Origin of the sequence: Variovorax sp. WDL1 (assembly GCF_001541225.1) — a bacterium.
Classification (GTDB): Bacteria; Pseudomonadota; Gammaproteobacteria; order Burkholderiales; family Burkholderiaceae_C; genus Variovorax.
In genome coordinates this window covers 1-16,705 of sequence record NZ_LMTS01000248.1, presented here as the reverse complement: position 1 = coordinate 16,705, position 16,705 = coordinate 1, and the positions used below count along the sequence as shown (strand labels likewise).

17 protein-coding genes are annotated in these 16,705 nt (G+C 68.4%); 7 read left to right on the top strand and 10 right to left on the bottom strand.

The genetic code is table 11. The features are described 5' to 3' along the window. Positions 1-46 precede the first annotated feature (46 nt). A complete protein-coding gene (locus tag APY03_RS30910; protein WP_068683146.1) occupies positions 47-895 on the top strand; it encodes a fumarylacetoacetate hydrolase family protein in 849 nt (282 codons plus the stop codon). Positions 896-955: 60 nt separating this feature from the next. Here the strand turns inward: APY03_RS30910 and APY03_RS30905 are convergent, their stop codons facing one another. The 5 genes from APY03_RS30905 to APY03_RS30885 all read right to left on the bottom strand — a co-directional run bounded on the left by APY03_RS30905 (position 956) and on the right by APY03_RS30885 (position 6,076). Further along, entirely contained in the window at positions 956-2,002 is a 1,047-nt protein-coding gene (locus tag APY03_RS30905) for an aldo/keto reductase (protein WP_068683144.1), read from the bottom strand. A gap of 193 nt (positions 2,003-2,195) precedes the next feature. Next, on the bottom strand, positions 2,196-3,002 hold the full coding sequence (gene phnE, locus APY03_RS30900) for a phosphonate ABC transporter, permease protein PhnE (RefSeq protein WP_068683142.1): 807 nt from the start codon (positions 3,000-3,002) through the stop codon (positions 2,196-2,198). 58 nt (positions 3,003-3,060) lie between these two features. Further along, positions 3,061-4,005 carry a phosphonate ABC transporter substrate-binding protein gene (gene phnD / locus APY03_RS30895; RefSeq protein WP_068683140.1) on the bottom strand — a complete coding sequence of 315 codons (945 nt, stop codon included), beginning with the start codon at positions 4,003-4,005 and terminating at the stop codon, positions 3,061-3,063. Between the two features lie 51 nt (positions 4,006-4,056). Next, complete coding sequence (phnC, locus tag APY03_RS30890; protein WP_068683138.1) at positions 4,057-4,905, bottom strand: phosphonate ABC transporter ATP-binding protein; 849 nt, start codon at positions 4,903-4,905, stop codon at positions 4,057-4,059. 82 nt (positions 4,906-4,987) lie between these two features. Next, positions 4,988-6,076 carry an ATP-dependent DNA ligase gene (locus tag APY03_RS30885; protein WP_068683136.1) on the bottom strand — a complete coding sequence of 363 codons (1,089 nt, stop codon included), beginning with the start codon at positions 6,074-6,076 and terminating at the stop codon, positions 4,988-4,990. A gap of 87 nt (positions 6,077-6,163) precedes the next feature. On the opposite strand from APY03_RS30885, the gene APY03_RS30880 reads away from it, so the two are divergent. After that, positions 6,164-6,943: an exodeoxyribonuclease III gene (locus tag APY03_RS30880; RefSeq protein ID WP_068683134.1), complete on the top strand. Its 780-nt coding sequence runs from the start codon at positions 6,164-6,166 to the stop codon at positions 6,941-6,943. 43 nt (positions 6,944-6,986) lie between these two features. Here the strand turns inward: APY03_RS30880 and APY03_RS30875 are convergent, their stop codons facing one another. After that, on the bottom strand, positions 6,987-8,348 hold the full coding sequence (locus APY03_RS30875; RefSeq protein ID WP_068683131.1) for a phospholipase D-like domain-containing protein: 1,362 nt from the start codon (positions 8,346-8,348) through the stop codon (positions 6,987-6,989). Positions 8,349-8,455: 107 nt separating this feature from the next. On the opposite strand from APY03_RS30875, the gene APY03_RS30870 reads away from it, so the two are divergent. The 5 genes from APY03_RS30870 to APY03_RS30850 all read left to right on the top strand — a co-directional run bounded on the left by APY03_RS30870 (position 8,456) and on the right by APY03_RS30850 (position 12,905). Beyond that, positions 8,456-8,785 carry a PepSY domain-containing protein gene (locus tag APY03_RS30870; RefSeq protein WP_083944668.1) on the top strand — a complete coding sequence of 110 codons (330 nt, stop codon included), beginning with the start codon at positions 8,456-8,458 and terminating at the stop codon, positions 8,783-8,785. After that, positions 8,782-9,249: a DUF2271 domain-containing protein gene (locus tag APY03_RS30865; protein WP_068683129.1), complete on the top strand. Its 468-nt coding sequence runs from the start codon at positions 8,782-8,784 to the stop codon at positions 9,247-9,249. The genes APY03_RS30870 and APY03_RS30865 overlap by 4 nt, the downstream gene beginning before the upstream one ends. 11 nt (positions 9,250-9,260) lie before the next feature. Then, positions 9,261-11,474 carry a PepSY domain-containing protein gene (locus tag APY03_RS30860; RefSeq protein ID WP_068683128.1) on the top strand — a complete coding sequence of 738 codons (2,214 nt, stop codon included), beginning with the start codon at positions 9,261-9,263 and terminating at the stop codon, positions 11,472-11,474. Further along, positions 11,455-12,423, top strand: a complete 969-nt coding sequence (locus APY03_RS30855) for an FAD:protein FMN transferase (RefSeq protein ID WP_068683126.1) — start codon at positions 11,455-11,457, stop codon at positions 12,421-12,423. The genes APY03_RS30860 and APY03_RS30855 overlap by 20 nt, the downstream gene beginning before the upstream one ends. A 122-nt stretch (positions 12,424-12,545) precedes the next feature. Further along, complete coding sequence (locus tag APY03_RS30850; protein WP_068683124.1) at positions 12,546-12,905, top strand: HPF/RaiA family ribosome-associated protein; 360 nt, start codon at positions 12,546-12,548, stop codon at positions 12,903-12,905. 44 nt (positions 12,906-12,949) lie between these two features. Here APY03_RS30850 and APY03_RS30845 read toward each other — a convergent pair whose 3' ends face one another. Genes APY03_RS30845 through APY03_RS30830 form a run of 4 tightly spaced genes read right to left on the bottom strand, consistent with a single transcriptional unit; the run spans position 12,950 to position 16,551 of the window. Continuing rightward, positions 12,950-14,104, bottom strand: a complete 1,155-nt coding sequence (locus tag APY03_RS30845; RefSeq protein ID WP_068683122.1) for an alpha-D-ribose 1-methylphosphonate 5-triphosphate diphosphatase — start codon at positions 14,102-14,104, stop codon at positions 12,950-12,952. Between the two features lie 58 nt (positions 14,105-14,162). Next, positions 14,163-14,882 (bottom strand): phosphonate C-P lyase system protein PhnL, encoded by a 720-nt coding sequence (gene phnL, locus APY03_RS30840; protein WP_068683120.1) that lies wholly within the window; start codon positions 14,880-14,882, stop codon positions 14,163-14,165. After that, positions 14,879-15,670, bottom strand: coding sequence for a phosphonate C-P lyase system protein PhnK (phnK, locus tag APY03_RS30835; RefSeq protein WP_443082856.1), 792 nt, complete (start codon positions 15,668-15,670; stop codon positions 14,879-14,881). Before phnK ends, phnL begins: the two co-directional genes overlap by 4 nt. Beyond that, entirely contained in the window at positions 15,667-16,551 is an 885-nt protein-coding gene (locus APY03_RS30830) for an alpha-D-ribose 1-methylphosphonate 5-phosphate C-P-lyase PhnJ (protein ID WP_068683118.1), read from the bottom strand. The genes phnK and APY03_RS30830 overlap by 4 nt, the downstream gene beginning before the upstream one ends. Between the last annotated feature and the right edge of the window lie 154 nt (positions 16,552-16,705).

Here is a 16,705-nt window from a genome sequence, read left to right as displayed (position 1 = left end):
TCCCGCTCTTGTTCTTTTTTTCTTCTCCGGATTCCACTTCACCATCATGAAACTCATCAGCTACCGCTACCAGGACCAGGACAGCTACGGCGCCGTGCAGGGCGACCGCGTCATCGACCTGCGTGCCGTGTTCGGCTCGCGTGCCGCGGACCTCAAGTCCCTGATCGCGGCCGACCTGCTGGCCGAGGCCGCGCAGGCCGCTGCCCGGGCGAAGGAATCGCTGCCGCTGACCGACGTGCAACGGCTGCCCGTGATCCCCAACCCCGGCAAGATCGTCTGCGTGGGCCTCAACTACGGCGAGCACGTGCGCGAGACGGGCCGCACCGTCACCGAGCAGCCGACGCTCTTCCTGCGCGTGGCCGAGTCGCAGCTTGCGCACGGCGAGGACATCGTGCTGCCGCCCGAATCGAGCAAGCTCGACTACGAGGGCGAGATCGCGATCGTGATCGGCCGCGGTGGCCGCCGCATCCCCGAGGGCGAGGCTTGGCAGCACATCGCCGGCTATGCCTGCTACAACGACGCGACCCTGCGCGACTGGCAGAGCGCCACGCCGCAATGGACCGCCGGCAAGAACTTCTTTCGCACCGGCGGCTTCGGCCCCTGGCTCGTCACGCGCGACGAGATCGCCGACGACCAGGTGATGACGCTGGTCACCCGCCTCAACGGCCAGGAAATGCAGCGCACCACCACCGACAAGCTGATCCACAGCATCCCGCGCCAGATCGCGCACATCTCGGCCTTCACCCCGCTCGCGCCCGGCGACGTGATCGTGACCGGCACGCCCGGCGGCGTCGGCGCCAAGCGCACGCCGCCGGTGTGGATGAAGGCGGGGGATGTCGTGGAGGTGGAAGTCGACGCGATCGGCGTACTGCGCAACGGCGTGCGGGCGGAGTGAGGTCGGGGCGACGAGTGTCTACTCGAGCAGTTCGGGCTTGTTGGCGGCAATGCTCGACGCTCACTGCGCCAGCTGCTGCCGCCTCGCCCCACCCTGCCGTTCCAACATCCACCCCGGATACTCCGCCGGCAGCGCGCTCACCTTGTCCAGCTGCGCCAGCTCCTCGCCGCTCAGCTTCACCGCGGTCGCCGCGATGTTGTCGTCCAGCTGGTCCACGCGCTTCGCGCCGATGATCACGCTGGTGACGACCGGCTGGTGCAGCAGCCAGGCCAGCGCGACCTGGGCGACCGAGACCTGCTTCGCCTCGCCGATCGTGCGCATCGCGTCGATGGTGTCCCAGGCGCGGTCGAGCTGCACCGGCGGGAAGTCGAAGGTGGTGCGGCGGCTGCCCTGTTCGGCCTGGTTGGCCTGGGTGTCGCGGCCATATTTGCCGCTGAGCAGGCCGCCCGCGAGCGGGCTCCAGACCATCAGGCCGACCTGCTCGCTCAGCAGCATCGGCACCAGCTCGCGCTCCAGGTCGCGGCCGGCGATGGTGTAGTAGGCCTGCAGCGACTCGAAGCGCGCCAGGCCCAGGCGCTCGGAGATGCCCTGCGCCTTCGCGATCTGCCAGGCCGCCCAGTTCGACACGCCCACGTAGCGCACGAGGCCCTGCTGCACCAGGGTGTCGAGGGCACGCAGCGTCTCCTCCATCGGCGTCGCCGGATCGAAGCCGTGCACCTGGTAGAGGTCGATGTGGTCCAGCTGCAGCCGCTTCAGGCTGGCCTGCACGCTCTCGAGGATGTGATAGCGCGAGAGGCCCCGCGAGTTGGGGCCCTTGGTGCCGGTCTCGCCCAGCACCTTGGTTGCGACCACCACGTTCTCGCGCGGGACCTGGAGATTCCTGAGCGCCTGGCCGGTCATGATCTCCGAGCGGCCGTCGGCGTACACGTTGGCAGTGTCGATGAAGTTGATGCCGGCATCGAGGGCGCGGCCAACCAGCGCATCGACGTCGCCCTGCTGCAGGTCGCCGATCTGGCTCCATATCCCGCTCTCGCCGCCGAAGGTCATGGTGCCGAGGCACAGTTCCGAAACGAATAGGCCGGTGCGGCCGAGTTTCCTGAATCGCATTGAAGAGCTCCTTCTACTGAGGCGAGACAGTATCCGCCTCGGAGTGCTTGCGCCGCATGCCGGATCGTGCCGCGAACTTGCCCGATCCTGCAAAGGCGAAGGCGCGGCTCACGGCTTCGCTCCCTTGTGAGCGCTGGCCCAGGCGTCCGGCAGGCGAGCGATCTCTTCCAGGCTCAGGGCGACCATCGCTTCCTCAGACCAGCACTTTCCGGATGCGCGCGGACACCAGGTCGAGCAGGCTCACGCTGACCACGATGATGATCATCACGGCGCAGGTCTGGTCGTACTTGAAGCCGCGGATGATCTCCCACAGAACCACGCCGATGCCGCCCGCGCCCACCATGCCGACCACCGAGGCGGAGCGCACGTTGGACTCGAAGCGATAGAGCGCGAAGGAGATCCACAGCGGCATCACCTGCGGGATCACGCCGTAGACGATCTCGTGCAGCGCGCTCGCGCCGGTGGAGCGGATGCCTTCCACCGGCTGCGGATCGATCGCCTCCACCGCCTCGGCGAAGAGCTTGGCCAGCACGCCGGTGGTGTGGATCCACAGCGCCAGCACGCCGGCGAAGGGGCCGAGGCCCACCGCCACCACGAAGAGCATGGCGAACACCATCTCGTTGATGGCGCGGCAGGCGTCCATCAGGCGGCGCATCGGCTGGTAGATCCACCAGGGCACGATGTTGGCCGAGGCCAGCAGCGCCATCGGCACCGCCGAGATCACCGCCAGCGCCGTGCCCCACAGCGCGATCTGCAGCGTGATCACCATCTCCTGCGCGTACATGCGCCAGTCGGTGAAGTCCGGCGGGAAGAACTCGGCCGCGTAGGTGGCCATGTTGCCGGAGTCGCGCAGCAGCTCCAGGGGACGCATGTCGGCGCCCTTCCAGGAGGCGGCCAGCAGCAACAGCAGCAGGGCCCATGAGAAGTGCCAGGCGAGGTTGCGCTTCGGGAGCGCGGCGACCGGCAGCGGCGGATGGGAGGTCAAGACCGTCGGGTGCATGAGTGCATGAGTGCGCGGATGCAGGCCAAGCGAGCGCCGCCTGCAGCCTGCGCCGCGGTCAGTTCAGTGTTGCCAGCTTCTTGTCGATGTCCGCCAGGCGCGTCTTCTTGTCCGTATCGGCGAGCGCGCTGTCGGACTCGATCTTGTTGCGCTGGCCGAACAGGTCGAGCTGGCGGATCGGGACCAGCTGCTTGTCGCTCGACGCCTTGAAGCCCGAGAGCTTGGAGATCTTCATGACGACCTCCTTCTCGCGTGCGTCGGTCTTGGCGTAGTTGTAGAAGAAGTTCCTCAGCTTCGTCTTGGTCGCCTCGGGCAGGTCCTTGCGCATGACCAGGGGGTCGAGCGGGATCAGCGGCGAGGTCCAGATGATCTTGATCTCCTTGAACTTCTCGGGCGCGCGCTCCTTGATCTTCTCCATGTTCTCGCTGTTGTTGGTCGCCACGTCCACCTGCTTGTTGGCCACCGCCAGCGCGTTGGTCTCGTGGTTGGCGCTGCGGATCACCTTGAACAGCGACTTGGCGTCCACCTTGTTCTGCGCGAAGGCGTAGTAGCCGGGCACCAGGAAGCCGGAGGTGGAGTTCGGGTCGCCGTTGCCGAAGCTCAGCGACTTGCCGTTCCTGAGCACGTCGTCCAGCGTGTTGAGCGGGCTGTCCTTGTGCACGATCAGGTGCGAGTAGTAGCCCTGGGTGCCGTCGGCATTCACCATCTGCGCGAACACCTCTCCGCTCGCGCGGTCCACCGCCTCCATCGCCGACTTGTTGCCGAACCAGCCGAGCTGCACCTTGTTGAAGCGCATGCCTTCGATGATGCCGGCGTAGTCGGGCGCGAAGAAGGCGGTGACCTCGAGGCCGGTCTGGCGGCTCATGTCGTCGATCAGCGGCTGCCAGTCCTGCTTGAGGTTCTGCGTCGCCTCGGTGGAGATGATGCCGAAGGCAATGTCCTGCGCGAGCGCGGCCGTCATGCCCAGGCCCAGCGCCAGGGCCGCACACAGTTTCTTGATCATGGAGTCACTCCAGGTTTGAGAGAGAGAAAAATGGAAGAAGCGAGAGAGGAATCAGGCCACCGCCGCGAGCGGCACCCGCACGGGCTGCGGCAGCACGTGCACCTGGGCCTCGCCCGAGGGCGCGGCCAGCAGCTCGTCCGCCTGCACGCCATAGAGCTCGCGCAGCAGCGGCGCGGTGAGGGCCGACGAGGGCCCGTCGTAGACGATCTCGCCCTGCTTGAGCGCGACCACGCGCGGGCAGTACTTCATCGCGATGTCGACCTGGTGCAGCGAGACGATCACCGTGCAGCGGTCCTCGCGGTTGATGCGCGCCAGGATCTCCATTACCTTGCGCGAGGACTCCGGGTCCAGCGAGGCGATGGGCTCGTCGGCCAGCACCACCTTCGCGCCCTGCACCAGCGTGCGCGCGATGGCGGCGCGCTGCTGCTGCCCGCCGGAGAGGGTGGAGGCGCGCTGCGCCTGGCAGTCGGCGATGCCCACGCGGGCCAGCGCCTCGAGCGCCAGCGTGCGCTCCTCGCAGGTGAAGGCGCGCGTCCAGCTGCGCCACCAGGGCATGCGGTGCAGCGAGCCCACCAGCACGTTGACCAGCACCGGCAAGCGTGCCACCAGGTTGAACTGCTGGAACACGAAGCCGATCTGCGCGCGCACCCGGCGGATGTCGCGGTCGACCCGCCCGCGCTGCTGCACGCGGCGTCCGTCGATCTCGATCAGCGAATCGGTATCGCCGTCGGCCGCCACCAGGCCCGCCACGTGCCGCAGCAGCGTGGACTTGCCGGAGCCGGAGGCGCCGATCAGCGCCACCATCTCACCGCGCCGAACGTCGAGGTCGATGTTGCGCAGGGCATGCCTGCCACTGGCGAAATGCTTGTTGAGCTGGCGGATGCGCAGGGCTGTTTCCATCGTCGGCTTCGAAGTCGTCTAGACAACCGAAGTCTGGGCACGCCGTGTGACGTGCGCTTGACGCTTTCGCGACGGGTGCGTGTCAACGACCGGCCGAGAACACGCGGGCCAGTTCGTAGGGCGGCGTGACTTCAAGCTGGTCGTAGCGGCAGGCGGCGGGTGACTTGTCCCACCGCCACCGCAGGAACAAGGCCGCATGCCGAAAGCGGTCGCCCTGCAGGTGGTCGTAGCGGACTTCGCAGACGCGCTCGATGCGCAAGGGCTCCCACGAGAGATCCTTGCCGCCGCTCCAGCGGCTTCGCGCACCGGGCATTCGCTGCGGCGACCCGCCGCCGGCCGCCGAGCCGGCCCATCCGGACCAGGGATGCCGCGACAATTCATGCTCGCGCAGCGGCTCCAGCTCGGCGGCCAGCTTTCTGCGCGTTCCCGTGTCGAAGGACGAGGTCACGCCCACGTGCTGCAGCACATCGTGATCGTCGTAGAGGCCCAGGAGCAGCGAGCCCACGACACCGGGCCCGCTCTTGTGCCACCGGAAGCCCGCCACCACGCAGTCCGCGGTCCGCTGGTGCTTGACCTTCAGCATGGCGCGCTTGCCGGGAAGATAAGGCTGGTCCGCCCACTTGGCGATCACCCCGTCGAGCCCCGCACCCTCGAAATGCTGCAACCACTGGAGCGCCAGGGCGTGGTCGGTGGTCATGGGCGTGAGCCGGATGTGGGGCGCGGAATCCGCCAGCAGCGCCTCGAGCAGAAGCCGCCGTTCCCCTTGCGGCCTGGACATCAGGTCCTGGCCATCCAACGCCAGCAGATCGAAGGCGACGAACGAAGCCGGCGTCTCGGCTGCCAGGCGCGCCACCCGCGACGCGGCGGGATGCACGCGTTGCTGGAGCGCATCGAAGTCGAGCCCGCGCGGCGTGGCGACGACGATCTCGCCGTCGAGCACGCAGCCCTCCGGCAGCGCTGCCGCAAAGGCAGCGTGCAGGTCGGGGAAGTAGCGGTCGAGCGGCTTGCCCTCGCGGCTCTGGACCAGCACCTCGCCATCGATGCGAAAGACGATCGCGCGGAAGCCGTCCCACTTCGGCTCGAACAGGAACTCGTCGCCCTGCGGCAGGCTCCCGGCCGCCTTGGCGAGCATTGGCAGTACCGGCGGACGCGGTGCGCTTCCGGAATTCATCGTCGCAATGGATCACCACGCCTACGTGCTTCGTGCAGGAACTCCGGCCATGATCGCGACATCCTTTTCCCCCGGATCGCACTCGCCATGAAGATTGCCAGCTTCAACGTCAACGGGATCAACAGCCGGCTGCCTCGGCTGCTCGAATGGCTCGACGAGTCCAGGCCCGACGTAGCGTGCCTGCAGGAACTGAAGTCCCCCGACCAGACCTTTCCGGCTGCCGCGCTGCGCGAGGCCGGCTACGGCGCCGTCTTCCACGGCCAGCGCTCGTGGAACGGCGTGGCCATCCTGGCGCGCGGCAAGGAGCCGATCGAGACCGGACGCGGCCTCGACGGCAACAGCCAGGACGACCAGAGCCGGTACATCGAAGCCGTGGTCGACGGCGTGATCATCGGCTGCCTCTACCTGCCCAACGGCAATCCATGGCCCGGGCCCAAGTTCGACTACAAGCTGGAATGGTTCGGGCGGCTCTGCACCCACGCGCGCAAGCTCTTCGACTGCGGTCTCCCCGTGGTGCTGGCGGGCGACTTCAACGTCGTGCCCACCGATGCCGACATCTACAACCCGGAATCGTGGCGCAAGGATGCACTGCTGCAGCCCGAGAGCCGCGCCGCGTTCGCGCGGCTGCTCGACCAGGGGTGGACCGACGCGGTCCGCGCCCTGCATCCGCGCGAGGCGATCTACACCTATTGGGACTACTGGCGCAATCGCTGGCCGCGCAATGCCGGCCTGCGCATCGATCACCTGCTGCTCAATGGCGAACTCGCGCCGTTGCTCAAGGCTGCCAATGTCGACCGCGAGGTGCGCGGCCGTCCCGGCGCCAGCGACCACGCGCCCGTGTGGGTGGAGATCGCCTTGCCCGGATAGGCCGCCTGCACGCGGCCAGCGGGGCCCCATGGGCCACCCAAGCTCACAACAGCTCGTGGAACAGGTAGGCCGCGTTGTCCTTCAGCTTGTGCCATGCCCCTCGCCGCCGCCAGGCCTCCAGCTCCACTTCTTCCGCCCGCGCCACATACCGCTCGAAGATGGCGTCGAGCTGGCCCGCAAAGCCCGCATCCAGTATGCCGAGCGTGAGTTCGTCGTTGGACTCGAACGAACGGTCGTCGAAATTGCTGGAGCCCACGGCGCTCCAGATGCCATCCACTGTCATCACCTTCTGGTGCAGCAAGGTATGCGGATACTCGAACAGCCGCACGCCGCAGCGCAGCAGCTTCTCGAAGTTGCGATGCCCGGCGTGCTGCACCATGGGGTTGTCGGAGCCGCTGGTCGACGGCATGAGGACACGGACGTCGACACCGCGCTGCACGGCCTCGCCCAAGGCGTCGATGGCGGCAGGCTGCGGTATGAAATAGGGGTTCTGGATCCAGATGCGCTGGCGGGCCAGGCAGATCGCCGTGTGGTGCAGGATCTTGACCGCCGAGGGCGAACCTTCGGGCTTCAGATAGGCGACATGCATGGCGAGCGCTCCCGCATCGGCCAGGCGGGGAAAGAATTCTTCACCACCGAACAGCTCACTGCCCTCGCCGATCCAGTTCTCGCTGAAGACCCCTTGCAGGAGGGTCACGATCGGGCCTTGCACGCGTACGCTGATGTCGGCGTTGTGCCGGTGGTCCTCGGCATCGCCGAGCCACGTGTCGACGATGCAATGGCCGCCCAGCAGGGCCTCGCGGCCGTCGATGACGACCAGCTTGCGGTGGTCGCGATCATTGAACAATCCGATGTTGCGCCACGAATTGTCGTGGAACATCAGCACGCTGCAGCCGGCCTCGCGCATCTGGACGAGGGTCTGGGGGGCCACGCTCTTCGCGCCATTGGCATCGAGCAGCACCCGCACCCGCACGCCGGCGCGCGCCCGCTGCGAAAGCGCCTCGGCCAACCGGCTGCCGATGGTGCCGTCCTTCCAGAGGAAAGTCTCGAAATGCACCGAGTACCGCGCCGCCCCGATGCGCTCGAGCAGCACGTCGAAGTACCTCCCGTTCTCCAGCAGTTCCACCGAGTTTCCGTGCACCACGCCTCCCAGCGCGAGCCCGGCGAGGGAGGGCAGCGACTGCTCGATGCCGGCCGTGCTGCGCACCCGCAGGACGACGTCGCGGCGACGCCGGATCGACCAGATCACGGACACGAGCAACGCGATGAGGGCAGCGGAGGCGACGCCCCAGAGCGACCAGTAAAGCAAGCTGTTCTCCTCCTGCGAGCCGCCATTGTGGCGTGCGGCGGCGGCTCGCAGGAGGCCGGCTGTGCCGACGAAGTTCAAGTCGCGCTCCAGGAACATTCCCGCAATCCTGATGCAAACTGAAGGACGCTTGATCCAGCGCAAGGCCTTCCTGTCGCTCAGGCTGCATTCTCAGGGTTGACCATCAACCTTGGATTCACGACCTGATGCTGCTGCCTGCGACCCGAAGCATCGCGCTTGCGATCCTCGTGCTCGCCGGGCAGCCGGCGTGGGCCGGCGACGATTGCGATGCACCGCCCGAGACCTGGCAGCCGCGCGGTGCCGTGCGTGCACTGGCCGAACGCAAGGGCTGGCACATCGACAAGCTCAAGATCGACGACGGCTGCTACGAGATCAAGGGCCGTGATGCCGAGGACCGCCGCTTCAAGGCCAAGCTCGACCCGGCAACGCTCGAGGTCGTCCGCATGAAGCACGAGCATCGCGAACGCGAACGCAAGCACGACAGGATTTCAACGAAGCCGGGAGAGCACGAATGAAGCATGCATGGACCGCTGCAGCGGTCGCGAGCGCCATTGCCGCACCATCGATCGCCTCGGCGCGCCAGGTCGCGATCGAGACCCAGCTGTCCGACTACGGTGGCGATGGCGCCTACGTCGCCATCTATGTCACCGACCGCAACGGCCGCTACCAGAGCACGCTGTGGGTCGCAGGGACCAAGGCGAAGTACTGGCGTCACCTGGGGGACTGGTACCGCGCGACGGGCGGCAAGGCGAAGGTGGACGGCATCAGCGGGGCGAGCGTCGGCGCGGGCAAGACCTTGCGCGTGACTGTCGATGTGGCCGACACGCTGCTCGACGCCGGCTACGAGATCCACGTCGACACCGCGGTCGAGAAGATGAAGGAGAACCCCTCCGAAGTCGTGGTCCCGCTCACCAAGGCGGGCGCAGGCAAGCCGGCCGCTGGACGCGGCTACGTCAGGTCGTTCCGCTACACCCTTTGACCGGGTGCCCGATGCTGCGGACGCTCCATTCGATCCCGGCATTGATCGCATCGCTGCTGCTCGTGCTCGTCGCCCTGACGGGATCGGCGCTCTCGGTGTTCCCGGCCTTGGAGCGGGCGCGTGCGGCCGACACGAGCGGCGTCGATGTGGCTGCGCTCGCCCATCGCGTGAGCACGCGCCTGCCCGGCGTCGAGACGCTGGTGCGCCAGCCTTCCGGCACGATCGTGGCCTACCACATGGCCGGCAGCGAGCAACATGCGTCGGTCATCGACCCTGGGAGCGGGGAGGCGGTTGCCGACTATCGGCCCTCGGCCACACAGCGCTGGCTGAAGAACCTGCACCGCAAGCTCCTGCTCGACGACCCCGGTCGTGTCGCCACGGGTGTGGCAGCCGCCTGCATGCTGTTCATCGTGCTCTCCGGCCTGACGCTGCTCGCGCGTCGAATGGGGGGGTGGAGGCAGCTGCTGGGCCCGGTACGCGGCAACACGCCGCAACGGCTTCACAACGAGAGCGCGCGCCCTGCGCTCGCCGGACTCGCCTTGTCGGCAACGACGGGTCTTCTCATGTCGCTTGCCACATTCGGCTTCATCCCCGAGGGCGGGGGAGCGGACCCTTCCTTCGACCTGCGCCCGAGCGGACCGGCCCGGATGGCGCTCGCGCAAATGGAGGCGCTGCGATCGGTGGACGTGTCCCGGCTCGCGCAGCTGAAGCTGGCGAGCCCGGACGATCCGAATGACGTCATCGAACTCGAGACTGCGGACGGTGCGGGCGTCGTTGATCCTTCCACCGGCACCTGGCTCGCCTACCGGGCGCCTGACGCCTGGCAGCGCCTGCACGCGACCGTGCGTATGCTGCACACCGGGGAAGGACTGTGGTGGCTCGGGCTGGTGGTTGGCGCCTCGTCGCTGGCGGTACCGCTGCTCGCCGCGACCGGGTTCCTGCTCTGGCTTCGTCGCCGCCAAAGCCTGCCTCGCGTGCCAGACAACGTGCCGAGGCGCGACGCCGACACCTTGTTGCTGGTCGGCAGCGAGACCCACACGACCTGGGGATTCGCCGCGTCGCTGCACGCCGCGCTGACGCGGGCGAAGCTGCGGGTGCATGCGGCGCCGATGAATGACATCGAGGCTCACCTCCACGATGTCCGCCGCGTGCTCGTCCTCACCGCGACCTACGGCGACGGCGAGGCGCCGGAGAGCGCGCGCCAGTTTCTGCCCAGACTTGCCCGCATGCCCGCGGGGGCCGGCGTCTCGTTCGCCGTGCTCGGCTTCGGCGATCGGCAGTTCCCGCGCTTCTGCGGTTATGCGCGGCAGGTCCACGATGCGCTCGCCGCCCGCGGGTTCGAAGCGTTGGGAGAACCGGGCATGGTGGACCGGCAGTCGGAGCCGGAGTTCCGACAATGGTGCAAATGGCTCGGCGACACGCTCGGTGCGACGCTCGACATCCGGTACGAGCCGCTGCTGCCGCGTACGACAGCGCTCGAACTCGTCTCGCGAACCGACTACGGCGCCGATCCGCAGACCCTGACCGCGGTCCTGCGCTTCGCGCCACCAGCGGTGCCCGCGCGACGGCGGCGCAGCTGGCGCCGCTCGCCACGGCTGCCGAAGTTCGAGACCGGCGACCTGCTCGGCGTGGTGCCGCCGGGCGGCGCTTCACCCCGCTACTACTCCCTGGTCAGTGCGGCTTCGGACGGCGTGGTCGAGATCTGCGTGCGCCGCCAGGTCGGCGGCCTGTGCTCCAGCTACCTCACAGGCCTGTCGCCGGGCGCAACCATCCAGGCCTTCATCCGCCCGCATGAGAGCTTCCGCCTCGCAGCCAGCTCGGCTCCAGTGATCCTCATCGGCGCGGGGACCGGCATCGGTCCGCTGATCGGCTTCATCCGCCACAACAGCGCGCGGCGCCCGATGCACCTGTACTTTGGCGCGCGCGGCGCCGAAGACGGCTTTCTCTATCGCGACGAACTGAACGGCCTCGTCGGCGATCGACGGTTGCGCACGCTGACGACCGCCTTCTCGCGCGCCGCCAACCGCGCCTATGTGCAGGACCGGCTGCTCGCGGATGCCCAGCGGCTGCGCGAGTTGATCGTGCAGGGCGCGCAGGTCATGGTGTGCGGCGGCCGCCAGATGGCCGATGGCGTGATGAACGCCTGGGAACGCATCCTGGAGGGCTCCGGCCTGTCGGTCGCACAGCTGAGGACACAGGGGCGCTATGCCGAAGACGTCTATTGAATGGCTGCGCGATGAGCGATTGAAGGACTGCCGCACGAGCGGCGCGACGATGGGCACCCGCTACACCGCGCGATTCGTCGTGTCCCAGCACGCCCAGGTGCCGGCGATCGTGGCCGACCTGGAGTCGGCGGTCACCGCCGTGGACATGCAGATGTCCAACTGGAAGCCCGGTTCCGACCTGTCGCGGCTCAATCGCGCGGCGCCGGACACCTGGGTTCCCGTCTCGGCGAACCTGGCGTCCGTGCTGGTGCGGGCGATCGAGATCGGGCGCGAGACCTGCAATGCATTCAACATTGGCGTCGGCGAGCTCGTCGACACGTGGGGCTTCGGCCCGGCGGGAGGGCACGGCCCGAGAGGCGCATCGGCCGATCCCCGCAAGTGTCGACCTGTCGACGAACTGCTGGAGATCGACGTGCCGGGGCGCCGGGTGCGCAAGCATGCGCGCGTCGTCCTGGACCTGTGCGGCATCGCGAAGGGCTTCGGCGTGGACGAACTCGCTCGCGTGCTCGACCGGCATGGCGTTGCCTCGTGGCTCGTGGGCATCGATGGCGAAATGCGCGCCCGCGGCTGCAAGCCCGATGGTTCACCGTGGGCTATCGCACTCGAGGCGCCCGAGGACGATCGCCGCGCGGCGATGGGCGTGATCGAGCTCGGCGACGCCGCCATTGCGACCTCTGGCGACTATCGGCACTGGGTCGAGATCGGTGGCACGCGCATCTCGCACACGATGGACCCCCGCACCGGTGCGCCTCTGCGGGGAGACGTCGCCTCGGTCACGGTCATTGCGCCGACCTGTGCCGATGCCGACGCCTACGCAACAGCCCTGATGGTCCTCGGTGCAGAGGCCGGGCGCTGCCACGCACGGCGGCGCGGGCTCGATGCACTCTTCGTCGCGCGCAAGGGCGATGAGCTTCGCACGACCGGCACCGGCTTCTTCGATGGCGCATAGCAGGAGCTCATCGGCATCAATCTCCTGCGGATGCATGCTCCAGCCGCCTACGCAGGGAGCCTGTCCGGGCGGACAATCTGAGGTGCATTGACTCACGTTCCAAGAATCGAAAGGTCCCTGACATGCAGATACAAGTAAACACCAGCAACGGCGTCGAGAACAAGGACACGCTCGAACGCTGGGCCGACGAGGAGATCAGGCAGTCGCTGGACCGCTTCTCTGCCGACGTGACTGCGGTGGAGGTGCACCTGAGCGACGAGAACCATGACAAGGGCGGCGCGGCGGACAAGCGCTGCGCGATGGAAGCCCGCGTCGCGGGGCGCCCGCCGCTGGCCGTGACCCAGCACGCGCCGAGCATCGACGAGGCCTTCCGCGGCGCGACCGAGAAGCTCAAGCGCGCGCTGGACAGCGCCCTGGGCCGCCAGGACAGGCACCGCGACCGCGAATCGATTCGCAAGGACGGCGACGCACCCGTCGAGTGAGGACTCCGCCCACGCGAACGCTCGACTTCATCGGCACGGACGCACTACAGGACCCGCCGCCCCTCGCGCCACACGCCACGCACCACCGCATGGCGCGACCCGTCGGGCAGCTCGGTCATGCGCACGTGCACCAGGTCGGCGCGCAGTCCCGGCTCGACGGCGCCGCGGTCGGTGAGGCCCGTGGCCTTGGCCGGTGCCCGCGTGACCATGGCGACCGCCTGGGGCAGCGTGAGGATGTCGTCAGCCACCAGGCGCATCACTGCACCGAGGAGGCTGCCGGGCACGTAGTCGGAAGAGAGGATGTCCAGCAGTCCGTGGCGCGCCAGTTCGGCCGCCGAGACATTGCCGGAATGCGAGCCGCCGCGCACCACGTTCGGCCCGCCCATCACGGTCGATAGCCCGCGTTCTCGCGCAGCCGCAGCAGCAGCCATCGTGGTCGGGAATTCCGACATGCTCGCGCCCTCGGCATGCGCCTGCTCGACATGCGCCACGGTGGTGTCGTCATGGCTCGCCAGCGCGATGCCGTGCGTGCGGCAGTAGTCCACGAAGTGGCGGCGGTGCGGCTCGGCGAACCGGGCCTGCAGCGTGGCGGCGTGCGCGACCTGGCGCTCGAACTTCTCGGCGCTCCAGCCCTTCTTGCCCGTGTAGTAGACGCGTGCGACCTCGATGTTCTCCCACTGGCGCTGGCCCGGCGTGTGGTCCATCAGCGAGATCAGCGAGACCCGCGGGTGGCCATGGAAGGGCTCGAAGAGCTCGATGGTGTTGGGCGCGGGCAGCTCGCAGCGCACGTGCAGGTGGTGGTCGGCGCGCAGCAGGTCTTTCTCGCTGCAGTTGTCGAGCGTGGCCACGGTCCTGGTCCAGGTGCTGCCGCGCAGGCTCTCGGTGTCGGCCTCGCCGACACCCAGCGCGTCGAAGACAGTGGTGATGCCGGCGGCCGCCACCTCGGCATCGTGTGCCAGCAGCGCCGGCAGCTCGGCCCACTGCACCTTCGGGCGCGGCATCAGGTGGCGCTCGAAGTTGTCGGTGTGCACCTCGACCAGGCCGGGGAGCAGGTAGTCGCCTTCGAGGTCGACGGTGGCCACTCCGGTGTGGCCGTTGTGCAGCGCTTCGATGCGACCGTCCGCCACCGACAGGCTGCCGCGCACCACCTCGTCGGACAGGACCATGCGCGCGTTCGCGAAGACGAGGTTCCCGCTCATAAGGCAACCTCCGCCCTGCGGGCTGCGGTGCTGTTCGACTTGGGAGCGGCCCGGCGTCTCATGCCACGCTCCTGAAGTCCGCAACATTCACCCTCCGCGTCGCCACCGCGGCGCCCACCTCGGCGTCGTGGAAGATGCCGACCAGCGCCGCGCCGCGCGCGGTGGCTTCGCGGATGAGCTCGATCACGGTGCGGGTATTGGCCGCGTCGAGCGAGGCGGTGGGCTCGTCCAGCAGCAGCAGGGGCTTGGGCTTGATCATGTTGCGTGCGATGTTGATGCGTTGCTGCTCGCCGCCGGAGAAGGTGGCGGGTGGCAGGTGCCACAGCCGTTCGGGGATGCGCAGGCGCTCGAGCCACCTGCGCGCCTCGGCACGCGCGGCCTCGATGCCCTCGGCATTGTCGCCGGCGTCCTCCGCCAGCGGCTCGGCCACCACGTCGAGCGCGGGCACCCGCGGGATCACGCGCAGGAACTGGCTCACGTAGCCGATGGTGTCGCGGCGCAGGCGCACCAGCTCGCGCGGCGTAGCTGCGGTCACGTCCACCGCCTCGCCCTCGCGCGGCTGCACGAGGATGCGGCCGGCAGTGGCGCTGTAGTTGGCAAAGATGAGCTTGAGCAGCGTGCTCTTGCCCAGGCCCGAGGCGCCGTCGAGCACCACGCACTCGCCAGGCGAGACGCTGAGCTCGACGCCGTCGAAGACCGGCAGCGAAAGCTGGTTCTGGTGATGGAGGGTGAAGCGCTTGGCCACCCCCTGGAGCTGGAGCAGAGGTCGGCGGTTCATGGTTGCAGGACAGAGGAGACGAGAAGCTGGGTGTAGGGATGCTGCGGGTCGTCGAGCACCTGGTCGGTGAGGCCGGCCTCGACCACGCGTCCGCGCTGCATCACCATCATGCGGTGCGCCAGCAGCCGGGCCACCGCGAGGTCGTGCGTGACCACGATGGCGGCGAGTTGCATCTGGCGCGTGAGCTGGCGCATCAGGTCGAGCAGGCGGGCCTGCACGGACACGTCGAGCCCCGAGGTCGGCTCGTCCATGAAGACCAGGCGCGGGCGCGTGACCAGGTTGCGCGCGATCTGCAGGCGCTGGCGCATGCCGCCGGAGAAGGTGCGCGGCGCGTCGTCGATGCGCGCCGGGTCGATCTCCACGCGCGCCAGCCATTCCGTGGCAGCGGCGCGCAGCCGCCCGTAGTGCCGCTCGCCCAGGCCCATCAGCCGCTCGCCGACGTTGGCGCCGGCCGAGACGTCCATGCGCAGGCCCTCGGCCGCGTTCTGGTGGACGAAGCCCCAGTCGGTGCGCGCCAGCAGGCGCTGCTCGGCCTCGCTCATCGCGAAGACTTCGCGCAGGCCGCCGGCACGCGTGTGGAACTGCACGCTGCCGGCATCCGGCTTGTCGCGCGCCGCCACCGCGTTGAGCAGGGTGGACTTGCCGGACCCCGACTCGCCCACGATGGCCAGCACCTCGCCGGGCCAGAGATCGAAGCTCGCATCCTGCAGCGCGACACGGTCGCCGTAGCGCTTGCCGATGCCGCGCACGCGCAGCAGCGGCTGGGGAGCCGCCATGACCGCGCTCATGCAGCCTCCGTCGCGTGATCGGCAGGCATCGGCTCAGGCGGCCCAGGCTGCGCCTGCTGCCGCGACTGGCAATAGTCCGAGTCCGAGCACACGTGCATGCGCGTGCCGTTGTCGTCGGTGATCAGCTCGTCGAGGAAGCTGTCGGTCGCGCCGCACAGCGCGCACGCCGCATCCCAGCGCTGCACCTCGAAGGGATGGTCCTCGAAGCCCAGGCTCTCGACCGGCGTGTAGGGCGGCACGGCGTAGATGCGCTTCTCGCGGCCGGCGCCGAAGAGCTGCAGCGCGGGATTCATGTGCATCTTGGGGTTGTCGAACTTGGGGATGGGGGAAGGCGACATCACGTAGCGATCGTTCACCAGCACCGGATAGTCGTAGGTGGTCGCGATGTGGCCGTAGCGCGCGATGTCCTCGTAGAGCTTGACGTGCATCAGCCCGTACTCGGCCAGGCCGTGCAGGGTGCGCGTGACGGTCTCGCGCGGTTCCAGGCGCTGCATGGGCTCGGGCACCGGCACCTGGTAGACCAGCACCTGGCCCTCGGCCAGCGGCGTCTCGGGGATGCGGTGGCGGGTCTGGATGAGCGTGGCTTCCTGCGTGCGGGTGGTGGTCGCAACGCCGGTGGTGCGCTCGAAGAAGCGGCGGATGTTGACCGCGTTGACGGTGTCGTCCGAACCCTGGTCGATGACCTTGAGCACGTCTCGCGGACCGATCACGGAGGCCGTGACCTGGATGCCGCCAGTGCCCCAGCCGTAGGGCAGGGGCATTTCGCGCGAGCCGAAGGGCACCTGGTAGCCGGGGATCGCCACTGCCTTGAGGATGGCGCGGCGGATCATGCGCTTGGTGCGCTCGTCGAGGTAGGCGAAGGTGATTTGTGGGTCGGGCATGGGCGGGCTTGTTGGCACTGGGTCGCTTGATTTCGTACGTTGCTGTTGGGTTGGTGTTTTGCTGGTTGTTGGTGCGTTGCTGATGAGTTGGTACGTTGCTGTTGCGCTAAGGCAGGAGCCGGGAGTTCGCCCCGGCGGGCGAGTCACTTTCTTT